We start from the raw sequence: 16,372 nt of genomic DNA on the forward strand, positions 1-16,372 counted from the left end.
GTAAGAAAAGGTCGGATATAGACCGTATTCCTTAGTCAGAGCGGTCTATTTCTTTTTCACGTAGGTAAGCAATGCCAGAATGAACATGCCAAACATGATCATCAAGGAAATCGCGTCTTTAACCTCCATGGGCATCACCTCCCTTCGGGGAGACTAGCCGACCGCCCTTTTAGCCGTATGTTGTACTAGCAAAGTATACCATAAAACAATCGCTTTTAAGATTGAAAATACTTAAATACGTAATTGTGATAACAAATGACCCGACTAAGATAGACATTATCTTAGCCGGGTTATTTTACGACGGTAGCGCCTTGACATCCTGAACAGGCATTCACTATAATTCAGTTAGAAATCGCTTCCACTCTTCTTTTTATTTTGTGGAACCGGTTCCTAAAAGAGTGTAGTTAAGTCCTATTCACTGTTTATGAATGTAATCTCTAAATAAGGTGGCATCGTTATGTTTAAATGGTTGAAAAAGAAGGCGGCTCCTCGTATTGAAGAATTCGACATGGTAGCACCAGTCAAAGGAAAAGTGGTTTCCCTTGAAGAGGTTCCAGATCCTGCGTTTTCTACGAAGGCTATGGGGGAAGGCATCGCTATTCATCCGACTGAAGGTAAAGTCACTGCTCCTTTTACGGGTAAAGTCGTCCACGTGATGGAGAAAAGTAAGCATGCTCTGATCATTGAGCATGAATCCGGTGTACAAATCTTGATACATGTCGGGATTAATACAGTTTCCCTCAAAGGACAAGGGTTTAACCCTCACGTTCAAACAGGAGATAACATTAAAGCAGGGCAATTACTAATGGAGTTTGATCTAGACGCGATTCAACAGGGTGGATTCCCTGTAATTACGCCGGTAATTGTTCCAGACGGGCAAGAGATGATCAGTCATGTGGAAATCTTGGAAGGTACATCTGCCTCTTCAGAAGTACCCGTATTAAGAGTTCACTTAAAAGCCTAGCTCTCATTCAAAAAAGACTAACCAGGAATTCCTGGTTAGTCTTTTCTTTAGATGATTCACTGAACTGACTGGTCAAGGGACTGGTATGAACATGTGATCAAATGCTAGGATTCACATATTTCAGATATCCGTTGATTACAATTGCCTTCGTACAGCCCTCCATGAAAGCAAATCACTTTTTTGATATCATATGGAAGCAGGTTTTTAAGAGATTCTTTGGCCATATTGAAATCACAGCAGTATTGCGGGTCTGGAGCCAGTAATTTGCCGCTTACCACGCGTAGAGCATCTCCTGCAATCAGGGTTTGACTGGATTTATGATAGAAACTTAGGTGTCCTGGTGTATGACCAGCAGTATCTATAACTACGATCCCCCCACAGAAGGGCAATTCCTCTCCGGCAACGATGGTGGAGTTTACAATAGCCTTTGGGGGATTTTCAAGTGTACGCCGGAATGCATGTCTCCACTCTACCGGAACGGATTCGGGCATGGAGCTTACAGCTTGATCTATTGCTTCTGGAGTCAGCTTTATAAGCTGTTTTTCTCCCTGTATATAAGGCTTTTCGATAGAACTGGCTAATACTTGAACTGGGGATGAAGAAGCCCGGATTATATCTGCTAAACTGCCGATATGATCAAGATCCTGGTGTGTTATTAATATGAAGGTAAGTTTATGGATTGCGAATCCGGTGCCTACAATAGCCTCATGTAAAAGTGAGAGTTGCCCGGGGTAAGCCGTATCAACTAAAATCATGTTATCTTCGTCCCACATTAATGTCGGGTGAATACTCTCTATACTTCCCATAATGTTAGCAGAAACCTGGAGCATGTGTATTCCCTTGTCTAATTGCATCGAATCCCTCCCATAAGAGTTGATGTAATACAAAGGAATCGTATCATTAAATCTAAATATGTAAACATAAATTATATCATAAAAAATAATTATTTGTAAATATGTATAATTTTAAATTTGTGTGACAGTTAGGAGTGATGACGTGAAGAGAATTTATTTTGTCAGACATGCCCAAGCAACAGGACAGGAACCAGATGCCCGACTTACCGATGAGGGTACCCGACAAGCTGAGCAGTTGGTTGATTTTATGGAGAATGTAGGTGTGGAATATATTGTGTCCAGCCCGTGGAAACGGGCCGTGCGAACCATTCAGCCCTTGGCTGAACGGAAACAGTTGCAGGTGTATACTGATGTACGTCTTCAAGAACGGGTACTTAGCCATGAGCATTTGGATCATTGGCTGGACGTGCTGGAACAGACCTATTTGGACGAGGACTTGAAGCTGGAGGGAGGGGAATCATCCCGTGAAGCAGTAGATCGAGGAATCCAGCTTGTTCAGGAGCTTATAGAGCGGGCGGAAAAAACGGTTATCATTGTAACTCATGGAGCTTTACTATCTCTTCTCATTCGACATTACGATCCGCAGTTTGGGTTTGAGGACTGGAAAAAGCTTTCGAATCCCGACGTGTATTTGCTAGAACTGAAAGAGGCAGAAGCCAAGATTCACAGAGTGTGGAATATGGGTTGAAATAAATAAAGCACGTTCACATAAGTGCAGAATGGAATCGAAAGGGGAGGCGCATGTTGAAGGCAAACCGTTTTTTAGAATTAGAAAAGGCGTTGTTTCGAGCTTGGTCTTTGGAGTCTAGCTCTAAATGGACCGCAAATAATCCTGCGTCTGGGCAATGTGGTGTCACAGCACTCGTCGTTCAGGACAGGTTTGGCGGCGATATTTTGAAAACATGGCTGGATAGTGGTTGGCACTATTACAACCGCATTGGTGAGGACATTATAGATTTTACGAGGTCGCAATTTTCAAGCCTTCCACTGTATCAGCATGTACACTCCAACCGGGAAGAAGCATTCTCAGACACCAATGCAGAGCAGTATGCAGCCCTAAGTCAGAGATTAAAGGAATTTCTAAACGAAGAAGAATAAGGGGATTTAAATCTGGATGCAGTCATAAAGGCGTGATTTTTGAACCTGATCCAATGGAAGGTACTTTTTGTTGCCCAATATACATTAAAGAGCTGAGTAATCAGTAAAATCCTTGAAGATAAAAGCTGTATTTACGTTATAAAGTGAGCTATATACTGAGGTAAGAATAATAAAGAAGTCGTGCGCTAACACGACTCGAATATACAATCACTGCTTAGAAAAAAACTAATGCAGCCAATGGTTTGGAATGCTTAGAGAAGGGGGCAGTTTGGTTTTACAATTGCCCTTAGCCGAATTTAATTGCGCCTGTGTAAGGAAGATACTTCCTTCCAGATTAGCCCCACTTAAATCAGCATCTCTAAAATCCGTACCGATCAAGTCTGTCATTCTCAGATCAGCCTCTCGCAGATCAGCAGCAATCAGTAAAACTCCTCTCAGGTTGGTACCTCTAAGATTAGCGCCTCTCAAATTGGCCCCGATAAGGTCTCTACTCCTGATTTTTTTACTATATTTGTTGTGCTCTATGTTTTTCTTAACTTTTTCACGTACTAACTCACTTGTTTGTAAAAGTAAATCATTGACTAACGTCCTATGGGTGGGTACATGAAGATCTATGAGGGATTTTGGATCTTGATTCGTAAGCTGCTCGGTTTTCGCCATAGCTTTTTGTAAGTCTGTATAGATGGGATGAGTTTCTTTTAAGTTAAGGGCTTCATTTAGGTAATAAAGCATCTCATGAAGCTGTTGCATGATGGGAAATATATTGAACATTTCCTCAGCTATTGCCGGATCGTCTCGCCAGCTTTTTCCGTTGTATGTAACTTGGGAAATTTTTTGACCTGCTCCAAAGCAATCATATACCGTACAGCCTCGCAAGCCGTTATTTCTTAGGTTCTTATGAATATCACAACGATAATCCGCTTTTAGGTTTTGACAAGGAGTTCCTCCATCCTTATTAAAAGCAAAATCAGCTGATTTTGCATAAGGCAAGGCTACACAGCATAAACCAAAACATTGTTCACAATTTGCACTATACAATAAACACACATCCTTTTACTGGCACCTATTAAATGTAATATTACCAAAAAGGATGGAGCATGGTCTATTGTTTTTCTATAGACTTCTAGAGTCTGCTGGATCGTTTAGAGAAGAAATTTAGTCTTTTGCCAAATTCAATTGCCATGAAACACCGTATTTGTCTTCGACCCACCCAAATTGCTGGCTTAAGGGCGAGGCTTCGAGGGGCATTAGGACTCGGCCTTCCTGAGCTAGCTGGTCAAACACGCTGTGAATTTCTTCTTCCGAATCGCAGGTGACGAATAGCGATAGAGCTGGGGTAAAAGGGTGTTTGTCCTGATGGTTATAGTCTATAGCCATAAAAGTCTGCCCTTTGAGGTTGAATACGGCATGTAACACGGTCCCATCTTCCTGATGAAAAATGCTCATGATACCAGACGGTTTAAATACAGAGGTATAATATTGCATGGCTTCTTCTGCTTGACCAGAGAACATGAAAAATGTTGTAATTTTTGGACTGGAATCATGCATGAGATCAACTCCCTAGACTGAATCGTAGATGATAACATCTTTCCTCTTTTTTAATAGAAATATTCAACAGTGGAGAAGTGCTTCATAAAGAAAGGTATGCAAACATGGGAAAGGGGAAAACAGGATGATGGACGCGACAGCAAGACTTATGGATATGTTCGGCTCAGGCAAGAAGCTGGACGCCAGCATCAGTTCCGCCTATACGGATGTGGTTGCCCAATATGGGACCATGGAGGATGCTTGGGAGTTATACAGGCTTTTTGTAGAAGATCCCCATCATTATATCAGGGGGTTGCTCCTCCAGCCGATTATGAGATGCGGGGATGTTACTTTGGCGCAGGATATGTACGAGCGTTACGTTCAAAATCAGGCATCCCCAGAGCATATACCTGACGGTGTGCTGTATGTGCTAGGCTATTTGGGTTATGTGGAGGCTACTGCTGACCTTGTCGCTTTGGTGAATGGGCCATATGGAGTTGCGTCTGTGGATGCCTGTTTGGGACTGGTACATCTTCCATGCGAACCGCATCGTGAACAACTGGCGGCTGAATTGGAAAAAGCGCTGGATCAGCATTTGTTTAATGAATTCTTACCTCTGTTAAGCTTCAAATGCACGACTGAAGATATGATTCCGCGATTGGTACATTGGGGAGAGCAACATGCTTCCGTAGACTGTAATGCAGGAATTATTGCTGGAATAGCATTGTTTGGAGAAGGGCAGAAGGATACGATTCGTTCTATCCTGTGGAATCCGTTTTGGGAGGCTCGTGGAACGGCTACAGGCAGTTGTGTGTGGTCTTATTTTGCTATGCAGCATGTAGACCTAACCTTTAGAGAGCTTGTTCAGGATATAAAAAGCTACGATGCATCCAAAGAAGATGTACAGGCATTGGAATACCGTTTGGACGTGCTATATGAGATGTTGGAACTCAAGCTAAGCTATACAGCCCGACCGATCCGGTTCGCTCGCAGCAATGAGGAATCATTTGGTCAGCTATATAGCGATTTGTTTAGCTGGTCTAACGAACATCACGATGACTCTATGATAGGTTGGATGAATGAACAGTTGGGGGCTGAGCACCGACTGCTGGAACGGTATCATGAGCTAAGGAAACGAGTCGAGATTAAAATGGTGCATGAAATTGAGCTGGAGCATGTTCAGAAAGGGAGTTAATCGTATCAGGAAATAAGAATTTTTGATGTAAAAGGACGAAATAGCGGAGTTTGGCGGCGATATGGGGATTCGCCCAGTCCACGGGCTGATGTCCCGCATAGGATACATCAGCCTAGAACACAAGGAGTGAAACACATGTCTTTACTGCCACAAGTTCCTTTCGGAACGCAACCGGGTACTCCAGGTCCATTCACGCCGTCAGGTCCTTCGATTCCACAATTTCCTGATATGCAGGATTCCTTCCCATCTCCGATCGGTCCGCCACCAGGCCCAGGGCCATTTTCGCCACAGCCGTTCTCACCGCCGCCGCAGGGACCATTCGGTCCGCAAGGTGGGCAGCAAACTCAAGCACCAACTTCCCCACCACCGCAATTTACGCCACCGAAGCCGCTGGTTTCGGCATATGCGGTTGACCCTGGAGCCATTTTCGGTTGTTTGTTCCGCAACACATTTGTATGGCTGACGAACGGAGAGCGTTTTTGGCTGTACCCTGTCTTTGTAGGCAGGACATCGGTAGCGGGTTTTCGGTGGAGTGGTCGTTTTTGGTTTTATTATGGTGTAGACACTAACCGTATTGAGTCGTTTAGCTGTTATTGGTAATAGCGCAGCTTTAGGGAAGAGCGGGGCTTAACGGGATGATGGCTGATGGCACTGGCAAGAGAGGTAAATGGGCATATGAGGTAAGTGATGCGAAAATAAAAAGACTGAGAGAGCGCTCATCGCGTTCCCCCAGTCTTTTTTTGCTATTAATCCATCCACCAACGCTTAAAATTGCCCCACCACGATTTCTTTTCAGCTTGTCGCTCCGCTTGGTCAGTTGGTGTGGATGCCGGTGGGTTATCTTGCCCCGATAGCGTCTCCTTCGGCTCCGTGCCGCTGACGAATACCTCCAGCCGCTTGTCCGGACTGTCCGGTGCAGCCAGCTTGCCGCTGGCCGGGTCAATATAAGCGCTGACTACGCCGTCAGGGATAGGAAAGATTTTGGGTGGCACATTCTCCAGCGCTTTCTCCGTATATTGCGCAAAAATCGGAGCCGCCCGTCGGGCATCCTGTGTGCTGATGTCCTTGCCCTTGTCATAGCCGACCCAGACAGCGGTGGACAGTTCGGGGGTAAAGCCGACCATCCACGCATCGGTGTTGGTCGTGCCGCTCTTGCCGGCAACCGGGCGCTTGATCAGCTTCGCGACCCGGTTGCCGGTGCCGCCTTCTTCGAACACGCCTTCCATGAGGCGTGTGAGGACATAGGCGGAGGCGGGCTTCACCACCTGCACGGGCGCGGCTTGGGGCGCTTCGTACAGCGACCGCCCAGCCGCATCGGTGATGCGCAGCACTGCCACCGGGGCCACCTTTTGCCCGCCACTGCCGATGACCGAGAAGGCCGAGGCCATCTCGAACGGGCTGACGGGCGACACACCCAGCGCCAGCGAGGGTACGGGCTTGAGCTCGCTTGTAATGCCCATTTTGCTGGCGAGGTCCATGACCTTCTCCGTTCCCACCTTCAAAATGGTGCTAACGGCATAAATATTATCGGACGCCGCAATTGCGCGCCGAAGATCGATTTCGCCCAAGTATTTGTCTCCAAAATTTTTGGGCTTATAGGTCTTGCGGTTGTTATCGTAGTGGAACAACGTCGGTCGGCTTTCGAACTTGGACGTACTCGTCAATTCGCCGGAATCTAGCGCGCTCAGATACATAATCGGCTTGAAGGCTGAGCCCGGCTGCCGGGTTGTGGCCAGCGCATGATTATATTGATTCCCGACATAGTTCGTTCCGCCGACCATGGCCTTGACATGTCCGTTGCGCGGGTCCATGGAGATTAACGCGGTTTCCAGTCCGTTGCTGTTCTTCATGCCTTCGTTTACAGCCGCCTCGGCTGCCTGCTGCATGTGCATGTCCAGCGTGGTATAAATGCTCAGGCCGCCATGCTCAAGCACCCCTTCGCTAATCCCAAGTTGATGAGTCGCCAACTGGCGGACGTAATCGCGGAACCAGGGAGCGGTTTCCACTGTCCGGCGCTGGCTCTCGGGCCGCAGGGCCAACATTTCCTCATAGGCCTTGGTGGCTTCAGCCGGTGTAATTTTGCCGATGAGCGCCATGGAGTCCAGAACAATTTTCTGTCGATCCTTTGCATTTTTCATATGATTATACGGTGAATAGTAGGTCGGCCCTTTCGGAATACCTGCTAACAGGGCGCTTTCGGCCAAGTCCAGATCCTTTGCGGATTTACCGAAATACATTTGCGAAGCTGCTTCAATGCCATAGGCGCCATGACCATAGTAAATTTCGTTCAAATACATTTGTAGCAGCTCATTTTTGGTGTACTTCATTTCAAGCTGTGCGGTATAGATAGCCTCCTTGGCCTTGCGCGTCCACGTTTTCTCATGAGATAAGTATAGATTGCGTGCAAGCTGCTGAGTCAGCGTGCTGGCCCCTTGCGACATATCCCAGCGGGTCAGATTAACGATTACCGCCCGGCCCAGACCTTTGAAATCAAAGCCGAAATGATCGTAAAACTTCCGATCTTCCACAGCCAGGGTAGCTGCAATCAAATCGGATGAAATGTGATCAAGCTGGACCGGAATGGATTCTTTGCCTCCAGCAGAGAAAGTGGCGATGACTTGACCCTGACTATCGAGCAGACGTGAATTCCGATCCGTATCCGCGAGCGGAAGGCTGGTCGTGTACAAATAGGCGAGCAGGATGCAGGCGGCGATGACCGTCAGAATCGTGAGAGACATCAGTCCTTGAAACAATCGAAGCCAAAGCGGTTTGCGCTTGGGGGATCGCCCGGTCGTATCGGTCATCATGCCACCTCCTTCCATAGTTGATGTTCTCAGTATAGTCAATCCGAAAGCGTCTATTCATCAGATACACATACGTGTCTATTTTAAACAAGATTAAATCTCCAAATTGCTTTTGCAGCTCATTCAGGTATCACTTATAATGCAAAAAGTGTGAAATTCCAATGTGTTTGGTACAATAAATATAGCAAACTTGACGTTTGCGTGTTACTGATATAAGGAAAGTCAACGTTTATGCTACCGGATTGCCGGACACATACTTTGATCAGAAAGAAGGTTGGAATGATGGACTTGTGGTTTACGGAGAAGCAGACTCCCTCTTTCGGCATTACAGCAAAAATCAAACAAACCTACGTCTCCGAGAAAACAGATTTTCAGGATCTGGCTATGATCGAGACAGAGGAATTCGGCAATATGCTTGTTCTGGATGGCATGGTGATGACAACGGTTAAGGATGAATTTGTGTATCACGAAATGGTAGCACATCCGGCCTTGAATACACATCCGAATCCGAAAAAGGTTTTGGTTGTGGGTGGTGGCGATGGCGGTGTTATTCGTGAGGTCATCAAGCACCCTGAAGTGGAAAAGGCTGTATTGGTTGAGATCGACGGTAAGGTGATTGAATATTCCAAAAAATATTTGCCTGAAATTGCCGGGAAGCTGGACGAGCCTAATGTAGAAGTGCTGGTCAATGACGGATACATGCACATTATTGAACACAAAAATGAATACGACGTCATTATGGTCGATTCGACGGAGCCCGTAGGTCCGGCAGCCCCGCTGTTCGAGCGCGGGTTTTACCAAGGTATTTTTGAAGCATTGAAGGAAGACGGTATTTTCGTTGCGCAAACGGATAATCCTTGGTTCAAGGCAGACCTGATTCAGAAGGTCAACAAGGATGTGAAGGAAATTTTCCCGATTGTGCGTGTATATGGTGCGAACATTCCAACCTATCCGAGTGGCCTTTGGACATTCACGTTGGGTAGTAAGAAGTATGATCCGCTCGAAGTAGACGAAAACCGAATTCCAGAGATGGACACCCGATATTATAGTCCGCGTTTGCACAAAGCGGCGTTTGTACTACCTAAGTTTGTAGAGGATTTAACGAAGTAAACATTTTAAGAAAAAGCGTCTTAGTGGTCTTTATTGCCTGTTTTTGGGTGGAAAGGAGCGCTATAGGCGCTTTTTTTGTGTTGAATAAGATTTAAAAATGGCCATGAAAGCATACTGGACACCGAATTTCCTTTTAAGATAAAAGAAGGAAATTTAAGGGTGTGTGTAGAATATACAAAAAACCAGACATTTAACAGATTTGTAATGTCAACAGGGACGGTTTGGTTATGGAAATACATAAATCGGCGATGTACCAAAGAGGGGGAAACTTTTTTGATCAGACGCTCTTTTTATTACCTGTGGGGGTCTCAGACGATCTCCAATGTAGCAGATATCATCTACATGTTGAGTGTAGTGGTATTGGTGTTCAGTTCAAGTAATTCCTTAATGACGACTATTTTAATCCCGTTGTTCCGATTGTCTGCCCAAGTGCTTAGTGGGCTCGTTGCACCGATCGTCCTCGGCCGATTTCGGCTAACACGCGTGTTGCTATTTTCCCAGTTTGGTCAGTTTGTCATTTTTACGCTACTGCTGCTTTATTTGTGGATCGTACCTGAGCAGAGGTCGTTTCTATTTATTTTTGTGATGGTGTTTGGTATGTCTTTTCTGGATGGCTGGACAAATCCTGCACGTAATGCGCTTGTACCCCGTTTGGCTACGGGTGAAGGGCTAATGCGTGCCAACGGCATGGTAGCGGTCAGTGATCAGGTGGTCAGGTGTGCAGGCTGGGCGCTGAGCGGAATTATTGTGGCTTGGCTGGGTTCCCTGAATACGCTTGTGATTGCATCCTGTTGTTATCTCGTGGCTGTAACTGTCACGTCCTTCATTCGTGATCCGCTGGATCAGAAGGAATTAAGTCTTGAAGCTTCGGATTCCTCGACAAATGCAGTAGAGCCTGCAAAGGCAAAGGAAAAAGGCTCCCATTGGAAAGAGCTTGGGGAAGGCTGGACAATCATTTGGCACAACCGTCGTATTCGTTCACTGATGATCGTCGATAGCGTGGATAGTATCGGGGGAGTCTCCTGGCTTGGAGTATTTATTTTGGCCTACGTCAGCCAAGTGCTGCATCGGGATGCGAGCTGGTGGGGCTTTATGAATGCGTCCTTTTTCTCCGGCACGATTTTGGGTGGATTGATTGTCGTTGGCTTGGTCAAGCGATTGCAAAAGAACAGCTTTTTATACATGCTCGGAGCGTTGCTGGTGTATGTACTGATTACAATTGTATTCGCGCTGAATACAATTCCCGTTGCTGCGCTTATTCTTTTTGCTATATCAGGCTTACCTGTTCAAATGGCGGGGATTATTCGCCGCACCTTGCTGCAAACCAGTGCACCAGCAGCCCAGCTGCCCAAAGTGATGGCGGGAATTGATGTGCTTACAAATCTTGCTTTCGGCCTGTCCTTGTTATTCATGGGCTGGTATGCAGACCGTTTCGGTATGGTGCAGGTGTATTTGTTGGCTGCGGCTATGACCACCATTGCTGTTCTGATCGGCTGGTGGTATCGACGTGATTTTCAGGAAAGCGAGCCCATTGACCATCCAACCGCTAAGGGCGCTGGGATTTAATTTTTGCTTTCGTCTAGGCAGGGAATGTTTCATGCGATAGGTTACATAAGCAAAATTTGATATAAGCTAAAGGGCTGCCGATGAGAAGATTGGCGGCCTTTTGCTGGAAATGCGTTCTTTATTTCTTCCTGTGTCACAACAAAAAAAGTCGATTGCATAAGAGCAATCGACTTTTCCCCTCAATCCGCAGTACTAGGCTGTAGTGAACTGACTGTTATAGAGCGAGGCATAGTGGCCCCCGCTGGCAAGCAGCCCCTCATGGGTACCGCTTTCGACGACATCGCCGTTTTTCATGTATAAAATCAAATCCGCTTCGCGGATGGTCGATAGTCTGTGGGCAATCACAAAGCTGGTGCGCCCGGCAATCATTTTCATAAATGCTTTTTGGATACGCGCTTCTGTCAGGGTGTCTATGCTGCTGGTCGCTTCATCCAGGATTAGCATAGGTGGATCGACGAGGATCACCCTCGCGATAGTGAGCAGTTGCTTTTGGCCTTGCGACAGGCTGTCGCCGGAACCGCTGATGACCGTATCGTAGCCATGAGGCAGTCGCTTGATGAAGCTATGCGCATTGGCAGCTGTTGCAGCCGCGATGACTTCTTTATCCGTGGCCTCTGGCTTCCCGTAAGCGATATTGTCCCGAATGGTCCCGCTGAACAGCCATGTATCTTGAAGCACCATACCAAAGTTAGTCCGCAGGCTGTCCCGGCTCATGTCGTTGATATTCACCCCGTCGATGGATATCGAGCCGCTGTCCACATCGTAAAACCGCATGAGCAGATTGACGAGTGTGGTTTTGCCGGCTCCGGTCTGCCCGACAATGGCCACACGTGTACCCGGTTTAACCTCCAGACTAAAGTTCGTAATAAGCGTACGTTCCGGGTTATAGGAAAATTTGACATGGTCAAAAAGAATCGTGCCTTTGCTGCGTTCTAGCTGTACGGCGTTCGATTTTTCCGGCTGCTCTGCTGGTGAGTCCAAAATCGCAAATATGCGCTGAGCAGAAGCCGTGGCTGCCTGGAACTGGGTGAGCACACCCGTAATTTCATTAAAGGGCTTGGCGAACAAATTGGTATAAATCAGAAAGCTCGACAACCCGCCTACCGAGATCCCACCCAAAATGATGGAGATACAACCAATCATGGCGGTGACTGAAAAAGTCATGTTGTTCACCAATCGGGTGGAGGGGTTGGACAATGATCCGTAAAACTGTGATTTCACCCCGGCTTGATACAACTGTTCGTTTCTAGCGGAGAATTCCTCAAGCGAGCGGTTTTCATAATGAAAGGCGGTAACTACCCGTTGTCCGCCAATCATTTCTTCTACGTAACCGTTCAGGCTTCCTAAAATTTTGGCCTGTTCGCGGAACATACGCTGCGATCTTGTGGTAATGAACCGTGCCACACCATATGTGATCGGGGCAGACACCAATACGACCAATGTCATGATCGGGCTGATATACAGCATGAGTACAATGGAGCCTATAATCGTAATAATCCCGGTAATCAATGTGGAAAAGCCTTGCAGCAATCCATCCGACACAGCATCCATATCGTTCACAAAACGGCTAATGCTGTCTCCTTGTGGATGAGTGTCATGAAAGCTCAACGGAAGGATATTAAAATGATCAAATAACTCCCGCCGCATATCATTTACGGTCTGAAAAGCAATACGGTTCGTCAAATACGTGAGCAGCCAGCTAAATAGACTGCCTACAACATATACAATGCCTAATCCAGCTAGAATCTGCGCAATACCTTTAAAATCTACTACTCCCTTATCCACCATGTGGTCGATAGCTTGACCAATCATGTAGGGTCCGATCAGACTGGCAAGCACGCTGAGAATCGCACTGACGATGACCCAAAATGTTGTTTTTTTATATCGACCCACATAGGTTAACAATCTTCTCCAGGTTTCCTTGCCACTCATTGGTCTACCTCCTGCGTTGAGAGCTGGGAATGATTAATTTCCTGATATACATCTGAGCTGCTCATCAACTGTTCATGTGTGCCGATTCCGACAATCCGTCCCTCATCAAACACAATGATTTTATCAGCATGCTGTACGCTGCTTACTCGTTGCGAGACCAGCAGGACGGTCATGCTGGTGCTATTTTCCCGCAGCGATTTACGAAGGGCGGCGTCGGTTGCAAAATCAAGTGCGCTTGAGGAGTCATCCAAAATGAGAATTTGCGGATTGCCGACAATAGCTCTGGCAATGGTAAGACGCTGCTTTTGTCCTCCCGACAGATTAAGCCCCCCTCGGGTGATCGGAGCATCGAATTTCTCCGGCAAGTTGGAAATGAACTCATCCGCTTGCGCGATTGCTGCGGCTTGAGCGACTTCCTCATCGGTGGCGTGTTCATGCCCCCAACGGATATTATCCGCTACAGTACCAGTGAACAGCAGCGCCTTCTGAGGAACAATTCCGATTTTCTGCCGCAATTGCTCAAGCTTATACTGCCGTACGTCTATGCCATCAACCTGTACACAACCCTCTACCGCATCATAGAAGCGGGGAATGAGATTCACAAAGGTGGATTTGCCCGAACCTGTCCCTCCGATGATGCCGACCGTTTCACCGGGATAGATGTTTACGACTACATCGCTAAGTGCCAGTTGCCCTGTCTTATTGTAACCAAAGGAAACATGATCAAAAGAGATGGCTGGTACAGCGCCATGCCCACTTGTTCCCTCCCTGTTTTTAGATGTAGAAGTAGCAGCAGTGTCGGAAATCGAAGTTTGTGTATCTAGGACCTCCTGAATCCGCGCTGCTGAAGTGGCAGCCTTGGTGAACAAAATAATTAAATTGGTCACCACAATTAGAGCTAATAAAATTTGCGTAATGTAATTAATAAAGGCAATAATCTCCCCTTGTGTAAGAGATCCATATTGGATATGGATGCCGCCGATCCACAGGATTGCAATAATAGCTCCGTTTACCACCAGCAAGGTGGCAGGGCTTAGCAAGGCAGAAATACGTCCGACACGAATAGCGGTCTGAGTCAGGTCATTCGAAGCGTTGTTGAATTTAACTCGCTCAGCTCCTCTTTTGGCAAATGCGCGTATGACCCGTACGCCTGTAAGATTTTCACTTAGCACCAGGGCGATATTATCCAATTTTTTTTGATACCCCCGATACAGTGGTGAAGCCTTCGTAATGACCACATACAGGATCAAGGCTAGAACCGGTGTAGCCGCCAACAGCACCAAAGCCAGGCGGAAATCCAGGATCATTGACATGATAATAGCTCCGATACAAATAAAAGGAGCACGTATGACCAGACGAATTAGCATCGCTACAGCGGTTTGAAGCTGATTGACATCATTCGTAATCCGGTTGATGAGCGATGGCGTACCGAACTTATCGAGATCAGCATAAGAAAACGATGAAATATGTTTAAACATCGTATTGCGCAGCGTAGTTCCGAATCCTTGAGAGGCACGGGCTGCGTAAAATTGACACACTAATGAACTGCCAAAGCCCAGTATAGTCATGAGTAACATCAAAAGACCCATCTGCCAAACATAATGGGTATCTCCTTTACCTACACCATGATTGATCATTAAAGCAACCATAGTAGGCAGCAATAGTTCCAAGATGGCCTCAATCAGTTTAAATAGAGGCCCAAGAATCGTTTCCTTTTTATAGGGTTTCAAAAAAACAGCAAATTTCAGCAAATAAACCATCACCTAACCTAAATAATGTATATAGCCTCATGCCGCAATAGCATATCTGAATTTGATTATGTCATATCCCCAACCATATGAATAATATTTAATATATATTAGAGGTATAGGTTTTACATATATCAGCACCGGGGGTCATAATGATGGAGTTGAGACATCTCAAGTATTTTTTGGCGATCGCAGAGGCCGGACAGATTACAGCGGCAGCCAAAAAGCTGCAAATCGCGCAGCCTCCCTTAAGTCAGCAGCTCATGCAGCTAGAGGAAGAGCTTGGTGTAAAGCTCGTGCATCGAGGCTCACGAAGCATCCAGTTGACGGAGGCCGGCATCATTTTACAGAACAGGGCCAAGCAGATCTTGGAGCTGACAGATGCCACAGCGAGAGAAATAAACGATTTTGCCTTGGGGATGAAGGGTACGCTCACCATTGGAACAGTCTCCTCTTCCGGCGCAGCCCTGATGAAAGACAGGCTTTCCGAATTTCATAAAACCTATGCGGGTGTGAAATTTGAAATTCATGAGGGAAATACCTTCAGGATTCTCGATCTTTTGAACAAAGGAATTGTAGAGGTCGGTATCGTCAGGACCCCTTTTAATACCACCGATTTAGGGTGCAGATATGCGTCCTCCGAGCCGATGATCGCAGTAATGACAGAAGAACATGACTGGAACCCCGAACAGAAGACCATCCCGTTGTCTGATTTGAAAAACAGGCCGCTCATCGTATATCGGCGCTTTGAACAATTGATCCACGATACCTGTATGAAGCATGGCTTTGAGCCAAATTTCTTTTGCAAAAACGATGATGCTCGCACCACGCTTCATTGGGCTAATGAAGGGCTGGGGATCGGTATGATTTCGCGGTCTGCGTTGTCACTCGGAAGCAATAACCAATTAATCGTTAAGGAAATTATGTGTGAAGAATTGCATACGCGTGTGGCGGCTGTCTGGATGAAGGATAAATACATGTCTTCTCTAGCCTCTCGATTCATTGAAAGTTTTAGCCAAGCATCTGATCGAGCTGACTTAAGGTAGCTAAATTTTTTGGATGAAAGCATCTTTTTGCAAAAACTCATTTGAATTGCAATCGGGAACTGGATATAGTAGTACAGTAGGATAGCAATAGAATGGAGTTTGAATACATGCCACATAATGCAAAGGTCCGAATCCGTCTTCATAGTCATCATGACGGAGAAGATGTGGTACAGGAACTTCCCGGAGAAGCGATCGTGCGTGGGAAGCATCTATATATAAGGTACGATGAGCCGCAAGAGAGTCCTGAGGGCGGTACGACACGGAACACAGTCAAAATCGGACCGGATGAGCTAAAGCTGATTCGTCACGGTGAGGTACAATCGGAGCAGTCGTTTGCGCTGGGACGCAGGTTGCCTGGATTTTACCGCTCGCCTTACTTAAACCTGAACATGTCTGCGCATACGCAGAAGCTCGATATTCGGATGGATGGATTCAGCGGACATGTGAGCTGGACCTATGATCTATACGTATTTGAGGATTTCTCGGGGCATTTTGCCATCAGTTTGCATATACAGGAGGAGCAATAAT

General features: G+C 46.4%; 16 protein-coding genes. 9 read left to right on the plus strand and 7 right to left on the minus strand.

The features are described from left to right. Window positions 1-45: 45 nt before the first annotated feature. Window positions 46-135 carry a putative holin-like toxin gene (locus AC5ELV_RS25305; protein WP_373441577.1) on the minus strand — a complete coding sequence of 30 codons (90 nt, stop codon included), beginning with the start codon at window positions 133-135 and terminating at the stop codon, window positions 46-48. Window positions 136-457: 322 nt separating this feature from the next. Between AC5ELV_RS25305 and AC5ELV_RS25310 the strand changes: the two genes are divergently transcribed. After that, window positions 458-964 (plus strand): PTS sugar transporter subunit IIA, encoded by a 507-nt coding sequence (locus tag AC5ELV_RS25310; protein WP_493432323.1) that lies wholly within the window; start codon window positions 458-460, stop codon window positions 962-964. Between the two features lie 104 nt (window positions 965-1,068). On the opposite strand, the gene AC5ELV_RS25315 is transcribed toward AC5ELV_RS25310, so the two are convergent. Next, the gene (locus AC5ELV_RS25315; protein WP_493432324.1) at window positions 1,069-1,818 is read right to left on the minus strand and encodes an MBL fold metallo-hydrolase; all 750 of its coding nucleotides are present in this window, start codon (window positions 1,816-1,818) and stop codon (window positions 1,069-1,071) included. 142 nt (window positions 1,819-1,960) lie between these two features. Here AC5ELV_RS25315 and AC5ELV_RS25320 point away from each other — a divergent pair, with 142 nt between their 5' ends. Then, window positions 1,961-2,506: a histidine phosphatase family protein gene (locus tag AC5ELV_RS25320; RefSeq protein WP_493432325.1), complete on the plus strand. Its 546-nt coding sequence runs from the start codon at window positions 1,961-1,963 to the stop codon at window positions 2,504-2,506. Between the two features lie 56 nt (window positions 2,507-2,562). Then, the gene (locus tag AC5ELV_RS25325) at window positions 2,563-2,916 is read left to right on the plus strand and encodes a YunG family protein (protein ID WP_493432346.1); all 354 of its coding nucleotides are present in this window, start codon (window positions 2,563-2,565) and stop codon (window positions 2,914-2,916) included. A gap of 225 nt (window positions 2,917-3,141) precedes the next feature. Here AC5ELV_RS25325 and AC5ELV_RS25330 read toward each other — a convergent pair whose 3' ends face one another. Beyond that, window positions 3,142-3,954, minus strand: coding sequence for a pentapeptide repeat-containing protein (locus AC5ELV_RS25330; RefSeq protein WP_493432326.1), 813 nt, complete (start codon window positions 3,952-3,954; stop codon window positions 3,142-3,144). A gap of 117 nt (window positions 3,955-4,071) precedes the next feature. Continuing rightward, the gene (locus tag AC5ELV_RS25335; protein ID WP_493432327.1) at window positions 4,072-4,464 is read right to left on the minus strand and encodes a VOC family protein; all 393 of its coding nucleotides are present in this window, start codon (window positions 4,462-4,464) and stop codon (window positions 4,072-4,074) included. Window positions 4,465-4,588: 124 nt separating this feature from the next. Between AC5ELV_RS25335 and AC5ELV_RS25340 the strand changes: the two genes are divergently transcribed. Further along, entirely contained in the window at window positions 4,589-5,638 is a 1,050-nt protein-coding gene (locus tag AC5ELV_RS25340) for a hypothetical protein (RefSeq protein WP_493432328.1), read from the plus strand. Between the two features lie 135 nt (window positions 5,639-5,773). Next, window positions 5,774-6,238: a transporter gene (locus AC5ELV_RS25345; RefSeq protein WP_493432329.1), complete on the plus strand. Its 465-nt coding sequence runs from the start codon at window positions 5,774-5,776 to the stop codon at window positions 6,236-6,238. Between the two features lie 146 nt (window positions 6,239-6,384). On the opposite strand, the gene AC5ELV_RS25350 is transcribed toward AC5ELV_RS25345, so the two are convergent. Further along, on the minus strand, window positions 6,385-8,442 hold the full coding sequence (locus AC5ELV_RS25350; RefSeq protein WP_493432347.1) for a transglycosylase domain-containing protein: 2,058 nt from the start codon (window positions 8,440-8,442) through the stop codon (window positions 6,385-6,387). A gap of 282 nt (window positions 8,443-8,724) precedes the next feature. On the opposite strand from AC5ELV_RS25350, the gene speE reads away from it, so the two are divergent. Next, window positions 8,725-9,552, plus strand: a complete 828-nt coding sequence (gene speE, locus AC5ELV_RS25355) for a polyamine aminopropyltransferase (protein ID WP_029514919.1) — start codon at window positions 8,725-8,727, stop codon at window positions 9,550-9,552. A gap of 273 nt (window positions 9,553-9,825) precedes the next feature. Further along, window positions 9,826-11,118, plus strand: coding sequence for an MFS transporter (locus tag AC5ELV_RS25360; protein ID WP_493432330.1), 1,293 nt, complete (start codon window positions 9,826-9,828; stop codon window positions 11,116-11,118). A 192-nt stretch (window positions 11,119-11,310) separates the two neighbouring features. Here the strand turns inward: AC5ELV_RS25360 and AC5ELV_RS25365 are convergent, their stop codons facing one another. Together AC5ELV_RS25365 and AC5ELV_RS25370 are read right to left on the minus strand one after the other, a co-directional pair. Continuing rightward, window positions 11,311-13,050: an ABC transporter ATP-binding protein gene (locus tag AC5ELV_RS25365; RefSeq protein WP_493432331.1), complete on the minus strand. Its 1,740-nt coding sequence runs from the start codon at window positions 13,048-13,050 to the stop codon at window positions 11,311-11,313. Further along, the gene (locus tag AC5ELV_RS25370; protein ID WP_493432332.1) at window positions 13,047-14,801 is read right to left on the minus strand and encodes an ABC transporter ATP-binding protein; all 1,755 of its coding nucleotides are present in this window, start codon (window positions 14,799-14,801) and stop codon (window positions 13,047-13,049) included. Before AC5ELV_RS25370 ends, AC5ELV_RS25365 begins: the two co-directional genes overlap by 4 nt. A gap of 152 nt (window positions 14,802-14,953) precedes the next feature. Here AC5ELV_RS25370 and AC5ELV_RS25375 point away from each other — a divergent pair, with 152 nt between their 5' ends. Further along, the gene (locus AC5ELV_RS25375) at window positions 14,954-15,844 is read left to right on the plus strand and encodes a LysR family transcriptional regulator (RefSeq protein ID WP_493432348.1); all 891 of its coding nucleotides are present in this window, start codon (window positions 14,954-14,956) and stop codon (window positions 15,842-15,844) included. 92 nt (window positions 15,845-15,936) lie between these two features. Beyond that, entirely contained in the window at window positions 15,937-16,371 is a 435-nt protein-coding gene (locus AC5ELV_RS25380; RefSeq protein ID WP_080658551.1) for a YwiB family protein, read from the plus strand. The last annotated feature ends 1 nt before the right edge of the window (window position 16,372 follow it).

It is taken from the genome of Paenibacillus sp. NMA1017, assembly GCF_058895805.1.

Excerpts from the sequence above, each read along its gene's own strand:
- AC5ELV_RS25310 (WP_493432323.1), top strand. The coding sequence starts at position 458 with ATGTTTAAATGGTTGAAAAAGAAGGCGGCTCCTCGTATTGAAGAATTC.
- AC5ELV_RS25350 (WP_493432347.1), bottom strand. The coding sequence starts at position 8,442 with ATGACCGATACGACCGGGCGATCCCCCAAGCGCAAACCGCTTTGGCTT.
- AC5ELV_RS25365 (WP_493432331.1), bottom strand. The coding sequence starts at position 13,050 with ATGAGTGGCAAGGAAACCTGGAGAAGATTGTTAACCTATGTGGGTCGA.
- AC5ELV_RS25345 (WP_493432329.1), top strand. The coding sequence starts at position 5,774 with ATGTCTTTACTGCCACAAGTTCCTTTCGGAACGCAACCGGGTACTCCA.
- speE (WP_029514919.1), top strand. The coding sequence starts at position 8,725 with ATGGACTTGTGGTTTACGGAGAAGCAGACTCCCTCTTTCGGCATTACA.
- AC5ELV_RS25375 (WP_493432348.1), top strand. The coding sequence starts at position 14,954 with ATGGAGTTGAGACATCTCAAGTATTTTTTGGCGATCGCAGAGGCCGGA.
- AC5ELV_RS25380 (WP_080658551.1), top strand. The coding sequence starts at position 15,937 with ATGGAGTTTGAATACATGCCACATAATGCAAAGGTCCGAATCCGTCTT.
- AC5ELV_RS25340 (WP_493432328.1), top strand. The coding sequence starts at position 4,589 with ATGATGGACGCGACAGCAAGACTTATGGATATGTTCGGCTCAGGCAAG.
- AC5ELV_RS25305 (WP_373441577.1), bottom strand. The coding sequence starts at position 135 with ATGCCCATGGAGGTTAAAGACGCGATTTCCTTGATGATCATGTTTGGC.
- AC5ELV_RS25315 (WP_493432324.1), bottom strand. The coding sequence starts at position 1,818 with ATGCAATTAGACAAGGGAATACACATGCTCCAGGTTTCTGCTAACATT.
- AC5ELV_RS25335 (WP_493432327.1), bottom strand. The coding sequence starts at position 4,464 with ATGCATGATTCCAGTCCAAAAATTACAACATTTTTCATGTTCTCTGGT.